Genomic DNA, 24,609 nt, shown 5'->3' on the forward strand with positions numbered 1-24,609 from the left:
GGTCAGTTCCTCCGCGTGCCACCAGAAACGCCATCTGTGCGCTCGATCCGCACGACGTCGCCCTTGTCGCCGCCCAAGCGCAGTTCGGCGGCGCCGAACAGGCGATCGACGATGTAGTACGGCGCACGAAAGCGGTAATTCACCAGTTGCCCGTCGCCCTGCGCGCCGATGACGAACAGCGGCGGCAACTCGCCCTGGGCGATGCCCGGCGGGAACTGGATATAGACCTTCTCGCCATCATCGAAGGCGCGCAGCGGTTTCCACGGCGGATTGCTGCCGCTGACCGCGTAGCGGAAGCGGATCTTCTCCAGCGACAGCCCACTATCGACCGGCGCGGCGGCGCTGGCCGCCTGCGACTGGCGCTGCAAGGCCAGCATCTTGTCCTTCGGATACTCCCAGGACACCGACGCCATCCATGTCTTCTCGGTCGAGGTCAGCTCCAGCAGGTACGTCCTGCGGCTGGTGGTGATGACGAGATTGGTCTTCAGGCCTGAGCGGATCGGCTTGACCATCACGTTGACGCGCAGCGCCTCACCGCTGCCGCTCGACGTGTCGCCCACGATCCAACGCACGGTATCGCCAGCGGCCACCGTCACCAGCTCCTCGCCCGGCTGGAGCGCGATCACCGTTACGCGGCCCACGGCCGCATAGACCTGGTACAGCGCGCCATCGGTGAACGGCCACACCTGAATTGCGTTGACGTAGCCCTCGCGCGTGGGCGCAATGCGCGCTTCAGCATTGGCGCGGGACACGCGCACGGTTTCATCGGCGGGTTCTGCGGCGGGTTTGGCATCCGGCACAGGCTTCATCTGCGCCGGCATCGGCAGAACCTCGGGCATGGCCACCACTTCCACCGGCTTCGGCGGCTCGGGCAGTGGCTGGGCCTGCACCGGCTCATCGAGCGAAATGGACGGCGGCGGCTTGCCCTGCGAAGCGCAGCCTGCAAATAGGACGATCGAGGCCAGCAGCATCACCGGCAAGGCGGATTTACGGAAAAGATCATTCATGGTTTTGCTCCTTCATTCGCTTCCAGTTCACGGCTCCACGACAGGCCGTTGACGTAGATGCCCAAGGGGTTCTTGCGCAGGCGTTGCTCGGTGCGCGGGGCTTGCAGCACCGTGGAAATCACCGCGTTCCAGCGTTCGGTGCGATCCAGCGCACCATTGACGAAGCGCGTCTCCGTCCAGCGCACGTTGAAAGACGTGTCGCTGGCGCGGGTCACGCTGCTGATCTGCACCGTCACCGACTCCTTGCCGATGCGCGCGAACGGATCGTTCACGCGGGCGTACTCGTTGAGCACCACGGCCCCCTTGTCGGTCGTGTAGTCATAGGCATCGAGCCAGTTCTGCCGCACCACGATGGGGTCGATGGACAGCGAGCGCACCAGGCCGATGAAGCGGCCCAGGTGGTAGGCAATCTGCGCATCGCTGGGCCGGTACGGCGTGGCGGCTTCGCCGACAGCGCGCACCTGGCCCGCGTTGTCCACCTCGATGACGTAAGGGGTGACGATGGATTGCGCGGAGCGCCAGACCAGGCCACCGGCCATCAGCACGGCCAAGGTGAGGCAGCCAAAGGCCATGAAGCGCCAGTTTCTGGCCTGCACGCGGGCCGAGCCGATGCGCTCGTCCCACACCTGGGCGGCGGATTGGTACGGGGTAGCAGGCTGCGGCGTATCGGCATAGCGCACCTGCGGTCGTTTGAATCGCATGGGTGTTCTCCTTGGGGATCAGGAATCGGAATCGCGCAGGCTTGGCCCCTGGCTGGAGCTGCCACCGTCGCCCCCGCGCAGCGTGTGGGCAGCGGTGGTCGCGGCATGGGTGAGCTGCTGCCTGCGATGCAGGCGCTTGGCCCAGGCGGGTTGCGCAGCGGATGGGGTTGGCTCGTTTGCCGCGTGCGCGGCACCGGCCCCCGACGCCGATCCGGCGTCGTCGGGCCGGAAGGCAGCGGCGACACGCTCCTTCATCGAGCGCGCGCCTTCGGCCACCTTCTGCCCGGCCGCCTGTGCGCCGGTCTTGGCGACATTGCCGACACCAGCGGCAGCACCCTTGAGGCCGCCACCGGCGGATGCAGAACCCGCCTGAAACGCTGACCGAGCGCTGCTGGCCGCTCCGGTAGCGGCACGCGCTCCGCTGCCGGCCAGCTTGGCGGCTGCGGGCGCCATACGCGCCCCGGCAGCTACCGCACTACCGACGCCCGTGGCCGCAGCGCCCACGGCAACGGCAGCACCGGCCGCACCCAGCGCGGCACCGGCCATCGCACCCGCGCCGAGCTGCGGCCCGCCCGACACCAGCCCGGTCGCAATGCCTGGCCCAAAGATGCCCAAGGCCAGTAGCGTCAGCGAGGCCAGCATCACGACCACGGAGTGGTCGATGGATGGCTCGACTGGCTGTACCTGAAACTCGGCAAACAACCCCGAGCCGATGCCGACGATCACCGCGAGTACCAGCACCTTGATGCCCGAGGACACCACATTGCCTAGCACCTTCTCGGCGAGGAACGCGGTCTTGTTCCAGAGTGCGAACGGCACCAGCACGAAGCCTGCGAGCGTGGTCAGCTTGAACTCGATCAGCGTGATGAAAAGCTGGATCGCGAGCACGAAGAAGCACAAGAGGACGATCAGCCACGCGAGGAACATTACGACGATGGGCGTGATGTTCACGAACACTTCGGGAAAGCCCGCCATGTCGCCGATCTGCTTCAGGATCGGCGCCCCGGCGTCGATGCCGACTTTCGCCAGCCGGCCTGGTTGCAGGAAGTTCTCCATGCTCAGGGTCGAGCCGCTGGCCGTCAGGCCCAGGCCCGCGAAGGAGCGGAACACGATGCCGGCCAGCCAGTTGAAGTTGCCGATGATGTAGGCGAAGGCGCCGACGTACAGCACCTTGCGGATCAGCTTGGCGATCACGTCCTCGCCCTGGCCGGTGGCATGGCTCATCGCCCAGAACAGCCCGGCGAGCGTCATGTCGATGACGATCAGCGTGGCGGTCAGAAACGCCACTTCGCCGTGCAACAGGCCAAAGCCCGAGTCGATGTAGCGCGAAAAGGTATCGAGGAAGCGGTCGATGATCGTCACGTCGTTCATGGCGAGGCCTCCTGCCCAAGCAGAGCGACTGCCGCACCGCCATCGGCGGGTTCATCGAAGCTGGGTGGGATCGGCGGCAGGTCGGCCAACGTCTGGTACTCGCCCGGCCCGGCCTGGCCGGAGAGAAAGCGCCACAGGTCGGCCTGGGCCACCTGCGCGCAAAACGCGCCGTCGTGCGCACCCGCGCGGCACTGCGCGCGCAGCGCGTGCAGCCGGGCCGGGTCGGCGGCGAGCGCATTCACCGGCACCTGCTGCGGCCGGTCACAGCCGGCCAGCACAAGCGCATGAACGGCGAAGGCGAACACGACGGGCGTGCGTTGCATGGCAGCCTCCGTCAGCGGTTGTAGAAGTTCACGGGCTGCGGCGTGTACGGCGTGCCTTCGCCCAGGAAGCGGCGCGTCACCTCGCGCCCGCGCTCCGTGGCCGCCGCCTGCCGCGCCAGTTCCAGCGAGGCCGCGCGGTCTTGCGTGATCTGGAGCCGCTGCGTCTGAATCGACTGCTTGGCCTGCAAGGCCAGCAACTGGTTCATGGCCTGCATCGCTTGCAGCGCACCCTCGGCCGACTGGCTCTTGCCCACGAGGTCGGTCAGCACGCTTTCGTCATCGCTCAGGTTCTGCGACGCCTGGGCCTGCATCTGCATGGTGGTTTGCAGGCCGTTGAGCGTGTTCTTCCAACGCTCCTGCGCATCGAGGTACATCTGATTGCCGCTCACCGTGGCGGCGTACTTCTCGGGATACAGACGCGCGAATTCGCGGTCGATGCTTGTCACGTCGTAGGCCAAGCCCTTGGCCTGCGCGATCAGTCGCTGGGTGGTCGCCAGGTTCTCGCGCAACTGGCCGACCACACTGGACGGCAGGCTGGCCAGATTGCGCGCCTGGTTGATGAGCATTTGCGCTTCGTTCTGGAGCTGGCGGATCTGGTTATTTATCTGCTCCAGTGTGCGAACCGCCGTGAGCGTGTTTTGCACCAGATTGGTCGGATCGAGCACGATGTCGCCGACGCCGAACAGCGCGTGCGCAGGCTGTGCGATGCCGAAGGCGAGCACGCAGGCAGCGGTCAGCGCGGCGAGTTTGGGGGTATGCAATTTCATGGTTGGTTCTCCTGGGGGTGGTCAGCGGTACGGAGGGAACCCGGCGCGAGGCCGGGGAACGAGGGCAGCAGGTCAGCCGCCCAATCGAGGCCGCGATGGCGCAGCCAGGCGCCCGCGAAGCCGGACACGCCAGCGTCCTGCGGCACGCGGCCAAGAACCTCATCAATGGCGCGCTGGTCTTGCGGCGTGGAAGCGCCCGCGAAGGCCAGCGTCGCCGGCCCCAGGTCGAGGTCGAACACGCGGTTGCCGAGGCGGGATTGGTAGTAGTAGTCGCGCTTGGGCTGCGCGGTGGCGACAATCTCGATCTGTCGGCTGTTGAGGCCGAAGCCTTCGTAGATCGTGCGAATCTGCGGTTCGGTCGCTTGCGGGTTCGGCAAGAAAATCCGACTCGCGCAGCTTTCGATGATTGCGGGTGCGATGGCCGAGTCCTTCACGTCCGCGAGCGACTGCGTAGCGAAGATGACGCTGACGTTCTTCTTGCGCAGCGTCTTGAGCCACTGGCGGATGCGCGCCGCGAATACCGGGTCATCGAGGAACAGCCACGCTTCATCAAGGATCAGCAACGTGGGCGCACCATCCAGCCGCTCCTCGAAGCGCGCGAACAGATAGCGCAGCACCGCGAGCACAGCGGCCTTGCTGTGCATCAGCTCCTCCATCTCGAACGCCTGCACGTCGGCCGTGCCGAGGCGGTCGTGGTCGGCATCCAGCAGCCTGCCGTGCGCACCGCCCAGGACGTAGGGCGCGAGTGCCTGGCGCAAGGTGTTCGATTGCAGCAAGGCCGTCAGGCCCGTCAGCGTGCGCTGCTCCACCGGCGCGCTGGCCAAGCTCCCCAGCGCAGACCAGATGGCCGCCTTCTCGTCCGGGCCGACGGCCGCGCCTTCGTGCAGCAGGCGACCTTCCACCCATTCGCTGGCCCAGGTGCGGTAGCCCTCGCGGTCGATGCGAGCCAGCGGCTGGAAGGCGATCTCGTCATCCGCGCCCAGGTCGTAGTGCTCGCCGCCCATTCCCAGGATGGCCGCACGGATCGAGCGCCCCATGTCGAAGGCGAAGATGCGCGAGCCGCGATAGCGGCGGAACTGCATCGCCATCGTCGCCAGCAGCACCGACTTGCCCATGCCGATGGGGCCAACCACCAGAGTGTTGCCCACGTCGCCGATGTGCGTCACCAGTCGGAACGGCGTGGCGCCGTCAGTGCGCGTGACGATCAGCGGCGGGCCATCGAGATGCGCATTGCGCTCCTGGCCGGCCCATACCGCCGACACCGGCATCATGTGCGCCAGGTTCAGCGTCGAGACGATGGGCTGGCGCACGTTCGCATAGGCATTGCCGGGGATCGAGGACAGCCACGCATCCACGGCGTTGAGCGTTTCGGGGATGGTGACGAAGCCCCGGCCCTGGATGACGCGCTCCACCATGCGCAGCTTCTCGTCGGCCACGGCGGCGTCCGCGTCCATGACGGTGACGGTCGCCGTCAGGTAGCCGAAGGCGACTTGATCGCTGCCCAGTTCCTGCAAGGCAGCATCGGCGTCGGCGGCCTTGTTGTTGGCGTCGGTATCGACCAGCGGGCTTTCCTGCTGGAAGATCGTCTCGCGCAGCAGCGCGATGACGTTCTTCCTTTTCGCAAACCACTGGCGGCGCAGGCGTCCCAATTCCCGTCCCGCCTCGGCTTTGTCCAGGCACAGAAAGCGCGTACTCCAGCGATACGCGAAGCCCAGGCGGTTGAGGTCGTCCAGAATCCCCGGCCAGGTCGAGGTCGGGAAACCGCGCACCGACACCACGCGCAGGTGCTGATCGCCCAGCATGGGTGCCAGGCCACCGACCAGCGCGGAGTCAGTCAGCAGCGCGTCGATGTGGAACGGCACCTCGGGCACGCCCACGCGGTAGCGGCGCGTCGAGACGGTCGAATGCAGGTAGGTCAACGTCTGGCTGTCATCGAGCCACGCGATTTCCGGCATCACGCCATCGAGCAGGTCGAAGATGCGATCCGTTTCAGCGACGAAGGCGTGCAACCGTTCGCGCCAATCCACGCCTTCGGTGGGCCGGTTTTCATACAGCAGGCCCGCGGCGCGGGCACGGGATTCCTCGGACGGCAGGTAGGCCAGCGTCAGGTGATAGCCGCTCTCGAAGTGGTTGCCCGAATCCTCGAAAGCGGCGCGGCGTTCTTCATCGACCAGCCAGGACAGCGGTTCGGGGAAATCGGAGTGCGGGTAGTCGGCGGCAGACCGGCGCTCGGCTTCGATGAACAGCGCCCAGCCCGAACCCAGGCGGCGCAGCGCGTTGTTCAAGCGCGCCGATGTGGCGATCAGCTCGCCTTGCGTCGCGCTGTCGAGGTCGGGGCCACGAAAGCGCGCCGTGCGCTGGAAGCTGCCGTCCTTGTTCACGACTACGCCCGGCGCCACCAGCCCGGCCCAGGGCAGCCAGTCGGCGAGCAAGGCCGGGCGCTGGCGGTATTCGGCGACGTTCAGCATCGTGGCGTCCTCCCCTCACACGTCGAGCAGCGGGCGGTGCTTGATGTGCCGCGCGAACACGGCCATGAACTGCGGATCGACGCGCGCGCCCCACATCGCCAGCGAATGGCCGACGATCCAAAGCACGACACCGGGAATCCACAGTTGCAGGCCCAGCCCGACAGCGGCGGCCAACGTGCCGTTGGCGATCGCCACGGTGCGCGGTGCGCCGCCCAGCAAGATCGGCTCGGTGAGCGAGCGATGCAGCGGCACCTCGAACCCGGCCGCGAAGGTGTCCGGGGCACTCATACGACGGCCCCGCCCGAGAAGCTGAAGAACGACAGGAAGAACGAGGACGCGGCGAAGGCGATGGACAGACCGAAGACGATCTGGATCAACTTGCGGAAGCCGCCCGACGTATCGCCGAAGGCGAGCGCGAGGCCCGTGGCGATGATGATGATGACCGCAACGATGCGCGCCACCGGCCCTTGGATGGATTCAAGGATGGATTGCAGCGGGCCTTCCCAGGGCATCGAGGAGCCGGCGGCCTGTGCGGTTCCAGCGAGGAACAGGAACAGCGCGGCCAGCAGCAACCCTTGCCCCGCAGGGCGGGCCAGGCTGCGCAGCCGCGCAAGGCGGAAAGCCGGATTTACAGAAAAACGGAAAGCAGGAACCTGCATCTGCGTCATGGCAGTTCTCCAGGATGGTCAGGGGACAGGGAAGAAAGGTCGGACTGCGGCAGCAGCTCGGGAAACGGCGCTTCCAGCGCATCCGCCAGTTGATAGCCCACGCCGTCGAAGCCGACGACGCGGGCGATGCTCTCGATGCGGCGCTTGCGTCCGCGCCCGGCGATGTGGATGACCACGTTGACCGCTTCCGCGATCAGCGCACGGGGCGGGTTCAGCGCCACTTCGAGAATCAGTTGCTCCAGGCGCAGCAGCGCGCCGAGCGCGGAGCCGGCGTGGATAGTTGCGATGCCGCCCGGATGGCCAGTGCCCCATACCTTGATGAGATCCAGTGCCTCGGCGCCGCGCACTTCGCCGACCACGACGCGATCCGGGCGCAAGCGCATGGACGAGCGCACCAGCTCGGTCATGGACACCACGCCTGCGCGCGTGCGCAGCGGAACGTGGTCGCGGGCCGCGCATTGCAGCTCCACCGTGTCTTCGAGCACCAGCACGCGGTCGCCCGTCGCGGCGATTTCGGCCAGCAGCGCATTGGCGAGCGTGGTCTTGCCGCTGCTGGTAGCCCCGGCGATCAGGACGTTCTGGCGCTCGCGCACGGCGCGAACGAGAAAGCCCGCCTGCTCGGCGGTCATCATTCCGTCTTCGATGTAGCGCGACAGAGGAATGACGCCGATGGCGCGCTTGCGCAGCGCGAAGGCCGGCCCCGGAGCTGCCGGCGGCAAAATGCCCTCGAAGCGTTCGCCCGTCTCGGGCAACTCGGCCGACAGCAACGGCTGGCCGCGATGGACTTCTGCGCCAACGTGGGCGGCGACAAGGCGGATGATTCGCTCGCCGTCCGCCTCGGACAGCTCCACGCCCATCGGTGCGCGGCCCGATGAAAGCCGATCCACCCAAAGGGTGCGATCAGGATTGAGCATGACTTCCACCACGTCCGGGTCTTCGAGCGCGGCAGCGATCAGCGGCCCCATCGCCGTGCGGAGCATCTGGATGCGGCGGTCGAGCGAGGTGGCGAAGGACGAAGGCGCGGCGCTCATGAGGCGCGCTCCTGCGCTTCGGCAACTGCCGCCGCGTCATCCATCCGCATCGGATCGGGATGCAGTTCCTCCACCACGTCGCGCACCAGGCTGCGTCCGCGCAGCAGGTGACGGCCCAACTGCTCCACGAACTGCTCGAACCGCGCCTTGCCCTGGGCGCGCGCCGCGTCTTGGTGCGCCTCGGGAACTGGCGTGCTGACCGTGAGGTAGTAGCGGATGAACAGCGCCAGCGTCTCGATCTGGATGTTCTGGTCGCGCTCCATGCGCTCGGCCTGGCGCGACAGGCGATCCAGCCGCTTGGCGATGGCAGCCTCGCGCTGGTCTGCCGCGTCCGGAGACAGCCAGGACGCCAAGGCAGCGGCGACGATGGACGACTTGGACACGCCTTTCTTGGCGGCCAGCTCGTCGAGTCGCGTGGCGTGCTCCGGCTGGATGAACAGGTTGAGGCGGTAGTGGCTCATAGCTCGATTCCGTCGTTGGGGTCGAGGGAAGCCAGCCGGGCCGTGCGCTGCATGGCCGGATCAAGCTGGCGAGGAAGGGGAAGCGGCAGGTCGTCGTCGTCATCGAGCAACCCGAGGTCGGCTGCGGGCGCGGCCAGCTCGGGGTCGTAGGCGAAGGTTTCGGAGAGTTCGGGCTGACGGCGCGGGCCGCCGCCGTCGTCGGCACTGCCCAGCTCATCAATGGGAACGGGAGCCGAAGCCGGTGCGGCAGGCATGGCGGGAATCGCCAACCCGCTCCAGTCGTCGGCCCGCGAGGGCGGCACGTCGGCATAGCGCCCGGCGGCAAGCACGGGCGGCGGCAGCACGCGACGCTTGAAATTGCTGTCCGCGTAGTAGCGCAGCTTCTTGGCCTTGATCGGCGCCACGCTGGACACCATCACCACGGCTTCGTCGGGCGGAAGCTGCATCACTTCGCCCGGCGTCAGCAGCGGGCGCGCGGTTTCCTGGCGCGACACCATCAGATGCCCCAGCCACGGCGCGAGCCGGTGGCCCGCGTAATTGCGCTGGGCGCGCAACTCGGTGGCCGTACCCAGCGTCTCGGAGATCCGTTTGGCGGTGCGCTCGTCGTTCGTCGCAAACGTCACGCGGACATGGCAGTTATCGAGGATGGAATGGTTCTGCCCATACGCCTTGTCGATCTGGTTCAGGCTTTGGGCGATGAGGAAGCTGCGGATGCCATAGCCGGCCATGAAGGCCAACGCCGTCTCGAAGAAGTCGAGGCGCCCCAGCGCCGGGAACTCGTCGAGCATCAGCAGCAGCTTGTGGCGGCGCTCGATGCCATCGGAGCCGTCGAGCGATTCGGTGAGCCGCCGTCCGATCTGGTTGAGGATCAGGCGAATGAGCGGCTTCGTCCGCGAGATGTCCGAAGGCGGCACTACCAGGTACAGCGACACCGGATGCTCTGCCGCGATCAGATCGGCGATGCGCCAATCGCAGCGCGAGGTGACTTCGGCCACCGTGGGGTCACGGTACAGGCCGAGGAACGACATGGCCGTGGACAGCACGCCCGAGCGCTCGTTGTCGCTCTTGTTGAGGACTTCGCGTGCAGCGGATGCCACCACGGGATGCGGGCCACCACCTTCCTCGTTCACGAGGTGCGGCGTGGTCATCATCCGATGCAGCGTCAGCTCGAACGGGCAAGCTGGATCGGAGAGGAAGTTGGCGACGCCGCGCAGCGTTTTGTCTTCGCCCGCGTAGAGCACGTGCAGGATGGCGCCGACCAGCAGCGCGTGCGAGGTCTTTTCCCAGTGATTGCGCCGCTCCAGCGCGCCTTCGGGATCGACCAGAATGTCCGCAATGTTCTGCACGTCGCGCACTTCATGCGCGCCGCGCCGCACTTCCAGCAGCGGGTTGTAGGCGGCCGACTTCGCATCGGTCGGGTTGAACAGCAGGCAGTGACTGAACCGACTGCGCCAGCCTGCGGTGATCTGCCAGTTCTCGCCCTTGATGTCGTGGATGACGGCGGATGCAGGCCAGGAAAGCAGTGTCGGCACCACCAGGCCCACGCCCTTGCCCGAGCGCGTGGGCGCGAAGGTCAGGACGTGTTCCGGGCCTTCATGGCGCAGGTACTGGTGATCGTGCTGGCCGAGAAACACGCCGGCCGGCTGTGTGAGGCCGGCCTTGCGAATGTCCTGCGCGTTCGCCCAGCGTGCCGAGCCGAAGGTCGTGACCAGGCGCGATTGCCGCGAGCGCCAGACCGACATGCCAATGGCAACCAGCACGGCGACGAGCCCGCTGCCGCCCGCCATCATGCCGCCAGTGTTGAAGACTTCCGGCGCGTAGGCATCGAAGACGAACCACCACTCAAACAGCTTCCACGGGTGGTAGACCGGCGTGCCAAGAAAGTCGAACCAGGGTGAGCCCAAGCGTAGCTGGTAGCCCAGGGCGGTGGCTGTCCATTGTGTGGCTGCCCACACTCCGACGATCACGATGCCGAATACCACGGCGATCTGACCGAACAGCACGTTCGTCCCTTGCATGACCTGGCCTCCGATTCCTCCTACGCTGATTGCTCATAGAAGAAGCGGCACTAAGGACGTGCCACAGGCGTCAGGATCGGTGCCGGGTCAGTGCCGGTCAAAGGCCGTTATGGCGGTGATTGAGGCTGAAAGAGCCAGATTTCGCGCGGAAGCGAAAGCAATAGAAACACCACAGGCGCGAGCGCGTTGCGGCGTGGTGAGGTATCAGCGAGAACTTCGTGCGGTAAAACGACGACAAGGAAGTTACTTGGATTTTTGCTCAGGCCGATCACCGAAGAAGCGCCGGTTGGCGGCTTCTGCCGCACGCAAGCAGAGTTCGTCGCCGACCTTCGATCGATCTTCCCTGCATTGGCGCTGGATCTCCTTGATGCGGTCGGGATTGGCGGCGAGCGCATCCACGGTTTCCGAAGGTTGGGAGGGGCCGCATGCGGTCAGCGCAGCAACCACCATCAGCAGCATCACTTTGTTCATGGGATCAATCCTTTCATCGAGTGGATCGTGGATTCCCGATGCTGCTCAGAGCTTCTGCTGAATCAATGGAGGCCACCCGGTCGATGAATCGGGCCAACATCTCTGGAGCCTCTGTATCGCGACACAGTAGATAGGTCGTCAGCATTGGCGGTTTACCCGCCAACGGCCGAGCCACTACACCAAGCTCACGGCTGGACGCGACGTGTGCCGCTCCGGCCAAGCCCAAGGCCAGCCCGGCGGAAACCAAGGTCATCATGAGGTCAAAAGAGGCAACGTGCTGAACGATGAGCGGCTCTCGTTCGTACTTGCGCAAGATTCGATCGACCTGACGTGCATGTCCTTCGCAAATCAATGGGTCGCCCAGCACCAGCGGGTAGTGCAGAACCTCCTCCAGCGGAATCTGCTTGAAGGCCAGAACAGGATGGCGAGCGGGCACCGCCACCATCAACTCATCCTCCCAGGCAGGCGTAACCACGATGCCATCACCTACGTCTTCGGCCATCGAAAATCCTGCGTCGTATAGCTCATCGTGCAGACCCTTGATTTGTTGGGCCATCGAAACTTCGAACAACCGAACCTCGACCTCGGGGTCTTCTTCGCGGCACTGCGCAAGTAGCGCCGGCAAGCGTGATGGCGTGATGCCGTCGGACAAGGCAATGCGCAATTGCCCGTGATAGCCATTGGAGGCAGACCTGACGCTATCGCGTGCTTGCTCCAGCGCAGCGAAGATGCGCGGTACGTGCTCCAACAGCAATCGACCCGCACGGGTCAATTGCGTGCTGCGAGTAGTGCGAACGAACAGGCGCGCACCAAGGTCTTCTTCCAGTTCCTTGATGGTGCGAGACAGCGGCGATTGGTCGATGTGTAACCGTTCAGCGGCCCGAGCAAAATGAAGCTCTTCCGCGACTGCGGTAAAACATCGAAGGTGGCGTAGCTCCACTTCTGTCCTTCCTAGCGTGTCAGCTCATCCACGTTCCGTGGGATGCAGCCGGATGCTCCACTCGTGTGTGAACACCAAGGACGCCGCCCTTCCAAACCGAAAATGTCCACGGTGCGATGCAAGCGATTCAGCCAAGACTACATAGTAAGTGATATGTTACTTACTATGCTTCGAAAAATCAATGACTGAACTCATCGTTGGGGTGGGCAACTCCCTCTCCGGACGGAAGACGAATCAGCGGCTGTCAACCGATGCTTGGAAATATCCTCGCGCAGGATTCGCCGGATTTCGACGATGGATGCGGCGGTCTCCTGCACGCTGTGTCCGGACACGATGATTTTTTCCGACTCGGCACCCTCCAGATGCGCGCTTCGATAGGGAACCAAACCATCGTCCGATTCAGCGAGAGGGCCGTTAGCCTGCCGCCTGGCAATGATCGAGTGATAGGACACCTGATCCGAAATCGGAAGCTCGCTCGTAGCTTTGACGAAAGGATCGTTTTCGTCGAGTTGGTCAATGCTGTTGGGGATGTTCTGCAAGATCGTGGCCTGTGCCGTGGCCATGGTCTCCGCGCGAGCCGGGAAGGCGTCGCCGAGGGTTGACAGCAGCGTCAATGGCAAGCGGATCAATCCGGCCACCCAACGCCCAAGTCCCTGCCCGGCAACCACGGTTCCACGGTGCGGTGTTGCAACGAATATCACGCGATCAACACCTGGGAATGGCTGAAAGCGCAAAAGGGGGTCAAGGCGGGAGCGGGTGCTCCCAAGACCGTCCAGATCGATCCTGGGATCCGATGCAGCCCACTCCCACAGTTGCTGGTCAGCCGTGGAGACCATCAGCCGCGCCAGCATTCCTCCCATGCTGTGTCCAATCAACACCAGCCCGTGGGAAGCCAAGGTTTCCTCATCAGGGTCGAAGTGATGCAAAGCTGCCGCCAGAACTTGGCGGATTGCTGCATGACTGGCTGGTACAGGCATATTCGTGGGGTAATAGATCTCCCACACTTGGAATTCGCATCGCAGCTCTTCATCAGCCAGAAGCTCATTGGCGACGTTGACCCATGCTTCGGGGCTGCTCGCCAGTCCATGCACCATCACGATGATGCGCCGCCGCGGGTCGAACGGCTGCATCAGATACAGATGCGGCTGATCGATGCCATGCTCACGCCCAAAAAGCCCTCGCAAGGATTGCTGGTTGAATCCCGAACGCGCCAACCATAAGCCGTAGCCAGCCGTGAAGTTACCCGCCAGTGGAACGCGTTGGCCGTGGAGTTGCAGATAGTCCTGTACCAAGGGGTCATACACACCGACGATGAGTTCATGCGAGGCAAGCAGATCATCGACAGTGAGTGCATCAAAACGAAGCATTACTGTCACGTTGGGCGTTGGCATTTCGCTCCAGGCGGGAAATACCCTTGGGCGCTCGTTACCGGCGGAATATTCGCCTGATTCGTCCAGTGACTTGGGTTCTTCATCCGTTACAGCCACCAATTCGGCACCCAAGCCGTCCCTGCGATAGATGCCGCGCAGGCCTTGGAATGCCAGAGTGTTCGCAGGCAGCAACTCGCGTGGCGTGGTCGCATCGTTGGGCAGCCGGGCGTTCAAGTCGACTCGCAAAGTCCAGTCACCAACGCGGAATCCCGTTTTCGATTCGTCAGCATGTACACGAAGTGCTTGGTGCTGTAAGCCAAACAATTGCGTGACCGTTTTTTGCACCGCATAGTTGTACCAATCGCGCACCTGCGTCTGCCGCTCCTCAAACGCGCGCTCGCCGGGCGAGCGTCTGGTGAAAAAGAGATACGCGTAAGCGTGCCGAGCCGTCTCGATCCAGGCGGAAGTAGAAGCGATGCGACTATTTGGGACTGCCGTCGAGACCGACATGGCATGCTGCAACCAGAGTTCAGCCAGTGCCGACAGCCTCGTTTCGCCGTCCAAGTCCTTCATCATGGTCAACGCCTCGATGCAAGTGAGCGAGGTGTTCGTTGCGCAAACGCGCTCATCGAGCCCGGTAACGCGGATCGTCTGCAAGGTCGGTGCACTGAGTTTGCCTCTGCCGAGGAGATCGCCGCGTCGTAGGGCAACGTATTCATCCGGCGTCATCGCGCGTACAGCGACAGAAGGTTTGAATTCACTGACGACCGCGCAACCACCAAGTGCAAACGCGGCGGTAATCACGATCAACCAACGCCAGAGAGATGCAAGGAGCATATGCCTCACGATCGAGAGCTGCGTACCGGCACTGCAGAATCATTACCTGAAATGAACGGAACATTGCCCGTGAAATTGCATTTCATGCGCGGTTCTCTTTGCCCTGAACAAGAGCACGCTGGCGATGCGCCAAAATCAGCGCAATGGCGCATGAAGCTATTCGCGTGCGGCGCGAGTCCGAGCGACTGGTGAGCACAATCGGTACGCGCGCGCCCATCACGATCCCCGCACTGTCGGCTTGGCCCATGTATTCCAGTTGCTTGGCCAGCATGTTGCCGCTTTCCAGGTCGGGAACGACCAGGATGTCGGCTTGCCCGGCCACGGTGGACTTGATGCCCTTGACGCGCGCGGCATCGGGAGAGACGGCGTTATCAAAGGCCAGTGGCCCGTCGAGCACAGCCCCGGTGATCTGGCCACGATCGGCCATCTTGCACAGTGCCGCGGCATCCAGGGTCGAAAGCATGCGCGGGTTGACGGTCTCGACCGCCGCGAGGATCGCCACCTTGGGCTCGGCAATACCGATGGCGTGCGCCAAGTCGATGGCGTTGCGCACGATGTCGGCCTTGATTTCGAGCGTCGGAGCGATGTTGATGGCGGCGTCGGTGATGATGAAGGGCCGAGGGTAGCTGGCCGTCTGCATGATGTAGCAGTGCGTCAATCGACGCTCGGTGCGCAGGCAGGCTTCGGGCGCCAGGATGGCACCCAGGTACTCATCGCTGTGCAAGCTGCCTTTCATCAGCGCCTGCACCTCGCCCTTGCCAGCCAGCCGGGCGGCGGCTGCTGCTGCGGCGTGGCTGTGCGGCACATCGACGACCTCGGTGTCTCCCAGTTCCAACCCCATGTCGGCCGCAACGGCACGCAACTTGGCGAGCGGCGCCACCAATACTGGTGTGATGACGCCGGCATCGCGCGCGTCCAAGGCACCGCCCAGGCTGAGCGCGTCACAAGGGTGCACCACCGCGGTGCGAACCGGGGCCATGGTTTTGACATGGGCGATAAGACGCTCGACACCACTTGGAGGATCGGGGCGAACGCCCTCTGGGGCTTGTTCATTCATGTGATTTCTTCACCTTGCTTGCGCCAGTTGGACGCCAGCCTGACGTACCGGTGTTGTCGCTGGCCTTGACTGGCGCCCGTGCGGCTGAAGATGGCTGACCACCATCTCGGCTCGACTGGCGCACCAGCATTACCGGAACTGGCGCAATGCGCGCTACTTGCTCCGCATCGCTGCCCAGCAGCAGCCGGTTCACGCCGCGACGCCCGTGAGTGCCCAGGATGATCAAGTCGCAATCGCTCACCTCGGCCTGCTGCGCGATCTGTTCCGACACGCGTTCGGTGCCGCTTTCAAGCAGCACCGTCTCTGTGGCAATTCCTTCCCGACGGAGCCGACTTGCAGCCTCATCCAGCAACGCCTGGCCGGCTTTGAGGAAGCGTGGGCGGACATCCTTGATGTAGACCTCGGGGCGCTCGAAACCCGTGCTGTGGCGCGTTGGTTCGACGATATGCAGCAAGATCACGGTGGCGCCGCTCAGGCGTGCCAGTTCTGCCGCATGATCGAGCGCCAGGAAGGATGTGGGACTGCCGTCCAGCGGCACCAGAAATCGGGAATACATGGAACTCCTCCGGGAGGCGTTGACTGCCGCGCGGGAAACCGCCCGCAAGGGCTGCGGGCTCTCCCGACTCATGACATGTGCTGGCCACCGTTCATCGCCATGTTGCTGCCCGTCATGAAAGCAGCAGCCTCACTGGCGATAAAGGCCACCAGCGCCGCGATCTCATCCGGCTGGCCGAGGCGACCCACCGGAATCGCTTCGATGACCTTCTGGCGCACGTCCTCGCGCACCGCCATCACCATTTCGGTGGCCAGATAGCCCGGCGAGACGGTGTTGACCGTCACGCCCTTGCGTGCCACCTCCTGCGCGAGCGCCTTGGTGAAGCCATGCACGCCGGCCTTGGCCGCCGAGTAATTGGTCTGGCCGAACTGACCCTTGCTGCCGTTGATGGACGAGACGTTGACGATGCGCCCCCAGCCACGCTCCACCATCGGATCGATGAATGGCTTGGTGACATTGAACATGGAGTCCAGGTTGGTGCGCAGCACGGCGTCCCAGCCGGCCTTGTCCATCTTGCGCAGGGTCGCGTCGCGGGTGATGCCGGCGTTGTTCACCAGGATGTCAACGTGGTGGCCGTCCGCCTGAATCTGACGCGCCAAAGCCTGGGTCGATTCCCAGTTGCCGACATCGACGCCGTAGGCCGTGAACCGGTAGCCCTTGGCATCCTGCGCGTCAAGCCAGGCGGCGACCTTGTCGTTGCCGGGCGTGTGCGTGATGATGACGCGGTGGCCCGCGTCGTCCAGCGCGCGGGCAATGGCCGCGCCAAGGCCGCGATTGCCGCCAGTGACCAGGGCGGTTCGTCCCGAACTGCTCATATGCGCCTCCTCACTTTTTGGCCTTGCCCTGAGGCGCGGCGCCTGGCGCAGTCCAGGGCTGTGTCCATTGCTGACAAAACTGCGCGAAAGAGGCTGTGCCGTCGCTGGCGCCGAATACCTCGGAGACGGATGCCTGCCAGGTGGTCAGCGCTTCGCGCAGGCCATCGGCGAATGCCGCCTGGCTCTTGGCAGCAGCCTGGCCGACCGCCTGTGTGTCGCCCATACGGCCTTGGCACAGGCGCCAGAACACCTCGGACGGCAAGGTGGCAAGCGCCTGCCAGTCCGCTGCCTGTTGGAGGTTCTGGATGCGCGAGGTGGTCTCCATCACGCCACCGGCACTGAGCTGCTGCATGGCTTCGAGCCAGTGGTGGCCGCTTTCTTGAAGCAAGCGGGTGATCTGAAGCTGCAACTCGGCATTGGCCTTGTAGAGTTGGATGGGCAGTTCGTTGTTCATGTCAATGCTCCACGGTCATGATGTGCCCCTCCGGGGCGGGTGTAGGCCATGCCTGCGCAACGGCCCGATGAAAGTTGAGGGTGTATTCGTGGCGGCGTTTTGTCCTGTCAGCGCATGGCCACATAGGTTCCCGGTGCATCACCAAGCGGTGCTTGCGTCCCGCCCATGGCGGGCGGCGCGACGCGCCCGGCCGAGCGCTGTGCCAGCCATTGCTGCCATGCCGGCCACCAGGAGCCTTCGTTCAGCGGGGTCTCGGCACGCCACAGTTGCGGATCGATATAGCGATCGCCGGCCGCGCGGGTCGCCATCTGGAAGCTGCGCCGGGGGTGTCCCGGCTCGCTGACGACGCCAGCGTTGTGCCCGCCGCTGGTGAGAACAAAGGTCAGTTCCGCATCGCTGAGCAGGTGCATCTTGTACACGGACGGCCAGGGGGCGACGTGATCGCGCACTGTGCCGACGATGAACATGGGCACCTCGATGTCGGCCAGCGCCACGGGTCTCCCACCGACGCGGTAGCGCCCCTCGGCCAGGTCGTTGTCCAGATACAGGCGCCGCAGGTACTCGCTGTGCATGCGGTACGGCATGCGGGTCACGTCGGCATTCCAGGCCATCAGGTCATTGAAGGTCTGGCGCTCGCCCAACAGGTATTCGCGCACCCGTCGTGACCAGATCAGGTCGCGCGAGTTGAGCATCTGGAACGCGCCAGCCATCTGCTTGCCGTCGAGATAGCCCTTGTCCCACATGCCGGCTTCCAGCCAAGCCAGTTGACTGTCGTCGATGAAAAGCGCGATCTCGCCCGACTCGCGGAAATCGGTCTCCGATGCCAGCAGCGTCAGGCTTTGCAGACGCTCGTCGCCATCGCGCGCCATCGCGGCGGCGGCGATCGCGAGCAAGGTGCCGCCCAGGCAATAGCCGACCGCCTGCACCTTGCGTTTGGGCACGATGGCCGTGACCGCATCCAATGCGTCCATGACCCCCAGCCAGCGGTAATCCTCCAGGCCGAGGTCGCGATCGGCCGCGGTCGGGTTCTTCCATGAAAGGATGAACACCGTGTGCCCCTGATCGACCAGGTACTTCACCATCGAGTTGTGCGGCGACAGGTCCAGGATGTAGTACTTCATGATCCAGGACGGCACGATCAGTACCGGCTCCGCATGCACATCCGGCGTCGTGGGTGAGTACTGAATCAACTCGACCAGGTGATTTCGAAACACCACCTTGCCTGGGGTGACCGCCACGTCCTTGCCGACCTCGAACCCTTCGACCCCTGCAGGCGCATCGTCGAGCGCGAGGCGCCTTGCATCTTCCAGAAAGTTCATGGCGCCGCGCCACAGGTTTGCGCCCCCGCTTTGCGTGATGGCGTGCAGCACCTCGGGGTTGGTCCAGATGAAATTCGAAGGCGACCACATGTCCAGCCACTGCCGCCCGGCGAAAGTGACCATGTTCTCGTGATGGCGCGACACGCCACGCACGCCCGTGGTGGCGTTGTGCCACCACTGCTGCTGCAGCAAAAAGCCCTGGTGAATCACGTTGAAAGGCCACTGCTGCCAAGCCGGGGCGGCAAAGCGCCGATCCTGCTCCAGCGGCTCGATGCAGGTCGGGCAATCGTGCGCACTGGCAACGCGCAAGGCATAGCGCGCAAGGCGCTGCTGTTTGTGCAAACCCTTTTCGATCAAGCTGCGTTGCTTGCCTGGGGAAAGGCTCAGGTGCAACGCCCAGTCGTACCAGGCCAGCAGTCCGGCCGCCGGTGACAACCCACCCGTGCTGCGCGCCCGCCAGGCGTTCGCAAGCGTATCCAGGGCGTCAGGGCGACAGGCTTCGGGCTGCGCCAGATCGGCCTTGCCATGTGTTGCGACGATGCTCATCTTCAGCCCTTCATTTAGCTAGTAACATATTACTATCTTATCGCGTACAGGAAAAGTTGCAAGCCTTCCGCAGGGGCACCAAATTTTTCAGCCGTCCCAAGCGCAATCACTACCGATGCTGAAACTGCAGCCCCAACGATCAAGCACCTTCGATCCGCATGGAAGGCGATACAGCTTCTTGAGTTGCATCAAGTTGACCGATCCGTTCTCCCCAGGAAAGGGCCCGCAGTCCTGCCTCATCCGACAAGTTTCCGATCTTGCGTCATGGTCATTTTGCGTGTTACGATAGTAATAGATCACTAACTACATGGAGTCCAAATCGTGAGTCAACGCCCCCAGTACCTGTCCGCCGAAGATCGGCGCGCGGCCACAGTGCAAGCCGTGGTTGATCTGGCAGCCGAGCAGAACCCGGCCGAGATCACGACCACGGCGATTGCCGACCGAATGGGCCTGACACAGGGCGCACTGTTTCGCCACTTCCCCACCAAAGAAGCGATCGTGGAAGCCACGATGTCCTGGGTCGGCGAACGTCTTCTGGTCAGTGTGGACAAAGCAGCCGAGGGCGCCGCATCTCCTGCCGCGGCGCTCGAAGCGATGTTCATGACGCACATCGACTTCGTGTCCAAGCACCCGGGCGTGCCACGCATGCTGTTCGGGGAGTTGCAGCGCTCTGGCGAAACGCTCGCCAAGCGCATGGTGCAAACCCTGATCCGCCAGTACGAGCAGCGCCTGCGCCGCCTGATGGAAGCGGGCAAGGCGCAGGGCGAGCTGTGCGCGGAGCTGGACGTGGACGCCGCCGCCGTGCTGTTCATCGGCACGATCCAGGGACTGGTCATGCAGTCGCTGCTGGCCGGCAAGGTCAGCCGGATTCGTCGCGATGCGCCCGCCGTGTTCGCCATCTATCGCCGTGGCATCGAAAGCGGCACATGAAGCACCCGTCCAGTCCACAAGCGGCACGACGATCCAGCAAACCCTCCAAAGAACCGGGAGCCATGAACATGACTGCACACAGCGGGCGCGGAATCTTGATGCGTGTGATCGCCCTGATTGCCATCGCATTTGGTCTGCTGACCATCAGGGAAGGCGGCGCGGTCCTGTTTTTTGACGGCGCGGCGCGTGCCGCAGCCGGAAGCTACGTGCCGTTCGTGCTCTGGTTCAACTTCCTGGCCGGGTTTACCTACGTCATCGCTGGCGCCGGGTTGTGGATGCGCCGGCGCTGGGCCGCATGGATGGCGATGGCTATCGCGGTGGCAACGGCGCTCGTATTCCTGGCCTTCGGATTGCATGTGGCGCTGGATGGCGCTTGGGAGCGGCGCACGCTCATTGCCATGACGCTGCGCACGTTGGTGTGGGTTGGCATCGCGGCCATGGCTTGGCGTCGATCAACAGCGCATGCACCGACCACGCGCGAGCAGTGAGCATCTCTTTCCAGCGGAAACCCATCAATGACAACTCCAAACCTCCCTGTAAGAAAAGCCCGTTGGGCCGTGATCATTGTTGCCCTGCTCGCCCTTGGCGGTGCACTGGCGTTCTGGTTCACGCGCGGCCATGACAACCAGGATGCATTGCGCCTCTACGGCAACGTCGACATCCGCGAGGTTCAACTGGCTTTCCGCCAGCCGGGGCGCATCACGCAAATGGCTTTCGATGAGGGTGATGCCGTCACCACCGGCGCGCGCCTGGCCACGCTCGATGCGCAGCCGTATCGGGACGCCCTGGCAGCCGCACAAGCCCAGGTACAGGTAGCCCAAGCGGAGCTGGGCAAGCTGCGCCGCGGCCTGCGGCCGCAGGAAATCACCCAGGCACGCGAGGCGCTCAGACAAGCGCAGGCGCAGGCGCTTGACGCCGAGCGCAACTTCCAGCGCCAGAGCAGCCTGTTGGCGTCGGGTGCCAGCAGCCAGCGCACGGTCGATGCCGCACGCACTGCCAGGGATCAGGCGGCCGCGGGTGTCGAATCCGCCAAGGCCGCCCTGTCGCAAGCATCCGAAGGCTTTCGCAAGGAAGACATTGAGGCAGCGCAGGCTCGCCTTGCAGCCGCGCAGGCAGCCGCGGCGCAGGCCACCACTTCCCTGGCGGACACCGAACTGACGGCACCCAGCAACGGCACCATCATCGCGCGGGTGCGCGAGCCCGGCAGCATGGTGGCCAGCCAGAGCACGGTCTACAGCCTGAGTCTGGACAAGCCCGTGTACGTGCGCGCCTACGTGGGCGAGCGGGATCTGGGCCGCATCGCACCGGGCACCGTGGTGCACGTCAAGAGCGATTCCGGGGAAAAGGTCTATCGCGGCCAGGTCGGCTTCATCTCGCCGCGCGCCGAGTTCACGCCAAAGACGGTGGAGACAACGGACTTGCGCACGGATCTGGTGTACCGCCTGCGCATCGTCATCGACGAGGCCGACAGCGATGCCGCCCTGCGCCAGGGCATGCCGGTGACGATCGCGGTCGATGCCAAGCCGGTCTCCGGCGCGCGCGCGGGGGAGCGTTGAGATGCAGGCAGACACCGCCATGGCCGCCACGCCGGCAAGCGCTGTCGCCGCTGCCGCCGTCGTCATCGAAGGGGTGGACAAGCATTTCGGCAAGGTGCAGGCCCTACGCAGCTTGAGCGCACACATCCACTACGGACGGTTGACCGGTCTGGTCGGCCCGGACGGCGCCGGCAAGACGACGCTGATGCGGATTCTGACCGGCCTGCTGGTGCCCAACGCCGGTCGCGTCACACTGGCGGGTTTCGACGTGGTCAAGGACAACGACGCCATCCATGTCGCCAGCGGCTACATGCCGCAGCGCTTTGGCCTGTACGAAGACCTGTCGGTGATGGAGAACATGCGCCTGTACGCGCAGCTGCGCGGCATGGACGCGGATCGCAATGCCGATCTGTTTGCCGAGTTGCTGGACTTCACGCGGCTGGGGCCTTTTACGAAGCGCTTGGCCGGCAAGCTCTCCGGCGGCATGAAGCAAAAGCTGGGCCTTGCCTGTGCACTCATGGCGCGGCCCAAGGTGCTGCTGCTCGACGAGCCGGGCGTCGGTGTCGATCCGGTCAGCCGCCAGGACTTGTGGCGCATGGTGCAGGCACTGACCGACGAGGGCATGGCCGTGGTCTGGTCCACCGCCTACCTCGACGAGGCCGAGCGCTGCGAGAGCGTGCTGCTGCTGAACCAGGGGCGGCTCTTGTTCGATGGCCCGCCGCAGCAACTCACCGCGCAGCTTGAAGGACGCAGCTTCCGCCTGGAAAACGTCGGCGCCGAGCGCCGGGCGGTTCTGACCGAGGCACTCGACCTGGAAAGCGTGAGCGATGGCGTGATCCAGGGCGCCGGGGTGCGTGTGGTACTGCGGGACGGTGCGCAGGCAAGCCAAATCCAGTCGCTGGCTGATCGTGCGCGCGTAGCGCTGGCCCCGGTGCCCGCACGCTTTGAAGACGCTTTCATCGATTTGCTTGGCGGCGGCCCCGGCGGTACTTCGACACTGGCCGAGCGTCTGTCACCGGTCGAACTGGGTTCCGACATTGCCGTGTCCTGCCGCAACCTCACGAAACGCTTCGGCGAATTCACCGCCACCGACAACGTCAGCTTCGAGGTGCAAAAGGGCGAAATCTTCGGTCTGCTCGGCCCCAATGGCGCCGGCAAGTCCACCACCTTCAAGATGCTGTGCGGTCTGTTGAAACCCACTGCTGGTGAAGCGCATGTGGTGGGCCATGATCTGCGCCGCGCCACCGGCGCAGCCAAGAGTCGGCTGGGCTACATGGCGCAGAAGTTCTCGCTCTACGGCCTGCTGTCGGTGCAGCAGAACCTGGAATTCTCCGCCGGCGTTTACGGGCTGGAGGGCAACACCCGGCGCGAGCGCATAGCGGAAATGATCGAGACCTTCGATCTCTCGGACTGGCTGTCCGCCACGCCCGATTCCCTGCCGCTGGGGCACAAGCAGCGCCTGGCGCTGGCCTGTTCGCTGATGCACCGGCCACCCGTGCTGTTCCTCGATGAGCCTACTTCTGGCGTGGATCCGATCACCCGGCGCGAGTTCTGGACCCACATCAACGGCCTGGCGCGCAAGGGCGTGACCATCATGGTCACCACCCACTTCATGGACGAAGCCGAGTACTGCGACCGCGTCGCCATGCTCTCGCGCGCCCGCCTGATCGCGCTGGACACGCCCGACGCGCTCAAACGTGCCGCCGCCAATGCCGAACACCCCGATCCGACCATGGAGGACGCCTTCATTCACCTGGTGGAGTCTGCCGACCGTGAGATGGAGGCGGCCGCATGATCGCGGGTGCACAAGACAAGAAAGGAGCTGCCTCGATGCAGCCCGACTTGCGCCGTTTTGACCTGCGGCGCCTGCTGGCCCTGGTGACCAAGGAAAGCTATCAGGCGCTGCGCGACCCCTCGACGCTCTTGATCGCCTTCGTGCTGCCGGTGGTGTTGCTGCTGCTGTTCGCCTATGCGGTGTCGCTGGATGCCAAGGAGGTTCGTGTCGGCGTGGTGCTGGAATCGCCCGGCGCATCGGCGCAGTCGCTGGCTGCCGCCTTCTCGGGCACCCGCTTCCTGAACACGCACTTCGTCCATGACCGGCGCGAAGTGGCCGACCAACTCGTCTCCGGCGCGCTGCGCGGCTATGTCGTCATTCCTCAGGATTTCGAGCAACGCCTGGCCCAGCGCGGAGCAGAACCGCTGGTGCAGATCATCACCGATGGCTCCTATCCCAACACCGCCAACTACGTCGAGAACTACGCCCGCGGCGTGGTGCAGACCTGGCGTGCCGGGCTCGATGTCGCGGCACCCGCGCAGTCCGTCGTGCTGGAGCCGCGCTACTGGTTCAACCCCGAACTGGAGAGCCGCCGCGCGCTGATTCCCGGGGCCATTGCCATCGTCATGACCATCATTGGCACCATGCTCACGGCCCTGGTGGTGGCGCGCGAATGGGAGCGCGGCACCATGGAAGCGGTGCTGTCCACGCCCGCGTCGGTGGCCGAGATATTGATCGGCAAGCTGCTGCCCTACTTTGTGCTGGGCATGCTGTCCACACTCGGCGCGGCGGCGCTGGCGGTGTTCGTCTTTGGCGTGCCGCTGCGCGGTTCGCTGGCGGCGCTGCTGCTCTTGTCGGCGGTGTTCATGGTGCCGGCGTTGGGCCAGGGTCTCTTGATTTCGTCACTGGCGCGCAACCAGTTCCTGGCGGCACAGATCGCGTTGTTCACGGGCTTTCTGCCGGCCTTCATGCTCTCGGGCTTTCTGTACGAGATCGATGCGATGCCGGCGCCGATTCGTGCCATCACCTTGGCGGTTCCGGCGCGCTACTTCGTCGATTCGCTCAAGACCGTGTTCCTGGCCGGCGACATCTGGGCCGTGTTCCTGCCCAACCTGGCGGCCATGGCGGCGATCGGGGCGCTGTTCTTCCTGATCGCCAAGCGCGCCACGCGCAAGAACCTGGAGTGACGC

The 24,609-nt window shown here is 64.6% G+C and carries 23 protein-coding genes and 1 pseudogene; 5 read left to right on the forward strand and 19 right to left on the reverse strand.

The window, feature by feature from the left end; all coding sequences use genetic code 11:
- Positions 1 to 2: 2 nt before the first annotated feature.
- The 19 genes and pseudogenes from trbG to ABUE11_RS09995 all read right to left on the reverse strand — a co-directional run bounded on the left by trbG (position 3) and on the right by ABUE11_RS09995 (position 19,180).
- Positions 3 to 1,007 carry a P-type conjugative transfer protein TrbG gene (gene trbG / locus ABUE11_RS09905; RefSeq protein ID WP_201395613.1) on the reverse strand — a complete coding sequence of 335 codons (1,005 nt, stop codon included), beginning with the start codon at positions 1,005 to 1,007 and terminating at the stop codon, positions 3 to 5.
- A complete protein-coding gene (gene trbF, locus ABUE11_RS09910) occupies positions 1,004 to 1,708 on the reverse strand; it encodes a conjugal transfer protein TrbF (RefSeq protein ID WP_201395614.1) in 705 nt (234 codons plus the stop codon). Before trbF ends, trbG begins: the two co-directional genes overlap by 4 nt.
- An 18-nt stretch (positions 1,709 to 1,726) precedes the next feature.
- Positions 1,727 to 3,079, reverse strand: coding sequence for a P-type conjugative transfer protein TrbL (gene trbL / locus ABUE11_RS09915; protein ID WP_201395615.1), 1,353 nt, complete (start codon positions 3,077 to 3,079; stop codon positions 1,727 to 1,729).
- Entirely contained in the window at positions 3,076 to 3,402 is a 327-nt protein-coding gene (locus ABUE11_RS09920; RefSeq protein ID WP_201395616.1) for a hypothetical protein, read from the reverse strand. The genes trbL and ABUE11_RS09920 overlap by 4 nt, the downstream gene beginning before the upstream one ends.
- A gap of 11 nt (positions 3,403 to 3,413) precedes the next feature.
- Positions 3,414 to 4,169, reverse strand: coding sequence for a P-type conjugative transfer protein TrbJ (gene trbJ / locus ABUE11_RS09925; protein ID WP_201395617.1), 756 nt, complete (start codon positions 4,167 to 4,169; stop codon positions 3,414 to 3,416).
- Complete coding sequence (trbE, locus tag ABUE11_RS09930) at positions 4,166 to 6,637, reverse strand: conjugal transfer protein TrbE (protein WP_201395618.1); 2,472 nt, start codon at positions 6,635 to 6,637, stop codon at positions 4,166 to 4,168. The genes trbJ and trbE overlap by 4 nt, the downstream gene beginning before the upstream one ends.
- A gap of 15 nt (positions 6,638 to 6,652) precedes the next feature.
- The gene (locus tag ABUE11_RS09935) at positions 6,653 to 6,925 is read right to left on the reverse strand and encodes a VirB3 family type IV secretion system protein (protein WP_020230337.1); all 273 of its coding nucleotides are present in this window, start codon (positions 6,923 to 6,925) and stop codon (positions 6,653 to 6,655) included.
- Complete coding sequence (locus ABUE11_RS09940) at positions 6,922 to 7,305, reverse strand: TrbC/VirB2 family protein (protein WP_201395619.1); 384 nt, start codon at positions 7,303 to 7,305, stop codon at positions 6,922 to 6,924. The genes ABUE11_RS09935 and ABUE11_RS09940 overlap by 4 nt, the downstream gene beginning before the upstream one ends.
- Positions 7,302 to 8,336, reverse strand: coding sequence for a P-type conjugative transfer ATPase TrbB (gene trbB, locus ABUE11_RS09945; protein WP_201395620.1), 1,035 nt, complete (start codon positions 8,334 to 8,336; stop codon positions 7,302 to 7,304). The genes ABUE11_RS09940 and trbB overlap by 4 nt, the downstream gene beginning before the upstream one ends.
- Positions 8,333 to 8,797 (reverse strand): CopG family transcriptional regulator, encoded by a 465-nt coding sequence (locus tag ABUE11_RS09950; protein ID WP_201395621.1) that lies wholly within the window; start codon positions 8,795 to 8,797, stop codon positions 8,333 to 8,335. The genes trbB and ABUE11_RS09950 overlap by 4 nt, the downstream gene beginning before the upstream one ends.
- Positions 8,794 to 10,815, reverse strand: coding sequence for a conjugal transfer protein TraG (locus ABUE11_RS09955; protein WP_201395622.1), 2,022 nt, complete (start codon positions 10,813 to 10,815; stop codon positions 8,794 to 8,796). Before ABUE11_RS09955 ends, ABUE11_RS09950 begins: the two co-directional genes overlap by 4 nt.
- Before the next feature lie 243 nt (positions 10,816 to 11,058).
- Positions 11,059 to 11,286, reverse strand: coding sequence for an EexN family lipoprotein (locus tag ABUE11_RS09960; RefSeq protein WP_013519655.1), 228 nt, complete (start codon positions 11,284 to 11,286; stop codon positions 11,059 to 11,061).
- Positions 11,287 to 11,299: 13 nt separating this feature from the next.
- Positions 11,300 to 12,226 (reverse strand): LysR family transcriptional regulator, encoded by a 927-nt coding sequence (locus tag ABUE11_RS09965; RefSeq protein ID WP_201395623.1) that lies wholly within the window; start codon positions 12,224 to 12,226, stop codon positions 11,300 to 11,302.
- 191 nt (positions 12,227 to 12,417) lie between these two features.
- A complete protein-coding gene (locus ABUE11_RS09970) occupies positions 12,418 to 14,433 on the reverse strand; it encodes an alpha/beta fold hydrolase (RefSeq protein WP_236598205.1) in 2,016 nt (671 codons plus the stop codon).
- A gap of 82 nt (positions 14,434 to 14,515) precedes the next feature.
- Positions 14,516 to 15,445, reverse strand: a pseudogene (locus tag ABUE11_RS09975) (bifunctional enoyl-CoA hydratase/phosphate acetyltransferase); the annotation flags it as partial.
- Positions 15,446 to 15,482: 37 nt separating this feature from the next.
- Positions 15,483 to 16,046 carry a universal stress protein gene (locus ABUE11_RS09980; RefSeq protein WP_201395626.1) on the reverse strand — a complete coding sequence of 188 codons (564 nt, stop codon included), beginning with the start codon at positions 16,044 to 16,046 and terminating at the stop codon, positions 15,483 to 15,485.
- Positions 16,047 to 16,114: 68 nt separating this feature from the next.
- The gene (gene phbB, locus ABUE11_RS09985; protein ID WP_201395627.1) at positions 16,115 to 16,861 is read right to left on the reverse strand and encodes an acetoacetyl-CoA reductase; all 747 of its coding nucleotides are present in this window, start codon (positions 16,859 to 16,861) and stop codon (positions 16,115 to 16,117) included.
- A 10-nt stretch (positions 16,862 to 16,871) separates the two neighbouring features.
- Positions 16,872 to 17,315, reverse strand: coding sequence for a phasin family protein (locus ABUE11_RS09990; protein WP_201395628.1), 444 nt, complete (start codon positions 17,313 to 17,315; stop codon positions 16,872 to 16,874).
- 107 nt (positions 17,316 to 17,422) lie between these two features.
- Positions 17,423 to 19,180: an alpha/beta fold hydrolase gene (locus tag ABUE11_RS09995; protein WP_201395629.1), complete on the reverse strand. Its 1,758-nt coding sequence runs from the start codon at positions 19,178 to 19,180 to the stop codon at positions 17,423 to 17,425.
- A gap of 321 nt (positions 19,181 to 19,501) precedes the next feature.
- Here ABUE11_RS09995 and ABUE11_RS10000 point away from each other — a divergent pair, with 321 nt between their 5' ends.
- The 5 genes from ABUE11_RS10000 (at position 19,502) to ABUE11_RS10020 (ending at position 24,606) form a co-directional block, all read left to right on the forward strand.
- The gene (locus tag ABUE11_RS10000; RefSeq protein WP_367065229.1) at positions 19,502 to 20,110 is read left to right on the forward strand and encodes a TetR/AcrR family transcriptional regulator; all 609 of its coding nucleotides are present in this window, start codon (positions 19,502 to 19,504) and stop codon (positions 20,108 to 20,110) included.
- 68 nt (positions 20,111 to 20,178) lie between these two features.
- Positions 20,179 to 20,598: a hypothetical protein gene (locus tag ABUE11_RS10005; RefSeq protein ID WP_201398490.1), complete on the forward strand. Its 420-nt coding sequence runs from the start codon at positions 20,179 to 20,181 to the stop codon at positions 20,596 to 20,598.
- Positions 20,599 to 20,667: 69 nt separating this feature from the next.
- Positions 20,668 to 21,666 carry a secretion protein HlyD gene (gene hlyD / locus ABUE11_RS10010; protein WP_236598206.1) on the forward strand — a complete coding sequence of 333 codons (999 nt, stop codon included), beginning with the start codon at positions 20,668 to 20,670 and terminating at the stop codon, positions 21,664 to 21,666.
- A gap of 1 nt (position 21,667) precedes the next feature.
- Positions 21,668 to 23,440, forward strand: coding sequence for an ATP-binding cassette domain-containing protein (locus ABUE11_RS10015; RefSeq protein ID WP_201395632.1), 1,773 nt, complete (start codon positions 21,668 to 21,670; stop codon positions 23,438 to 23,440).
- Positions 23,437 to 24,606 carry an ABC transporter permease gene (locus ABUE11_RS10020; RefSeq protein WP_201395633.1) on the forward strand — a complete coding sequence of 390 codons (1,170 nt, stop codon included), beginning with the start codon at positions 23,437 to 23,439 and terminating at the stop codon, positions 24,604 to 24,606. The genes ABUE11_RS10015 and ABUE11_RS10020 overlap by 4 nt, the downstream gene beginning before the upstream one ends.
- The last annotated feature ends 3 nt before the right edge of the window (positions 24,607 to 24,609 follow it).

Origin of the sequence: Oryzisolibacter sp. LB2S, from assembly GCF_040732315.1 — a bacterium.
In the GTDB taxonomy this organism is placed as follows: Bacteria; Pseudomonadota; Gammaproteobacteria; order Burkholderiales; family Burkholderiaceae_C; genus Alicycliphilus; species Alicycliphilus soli.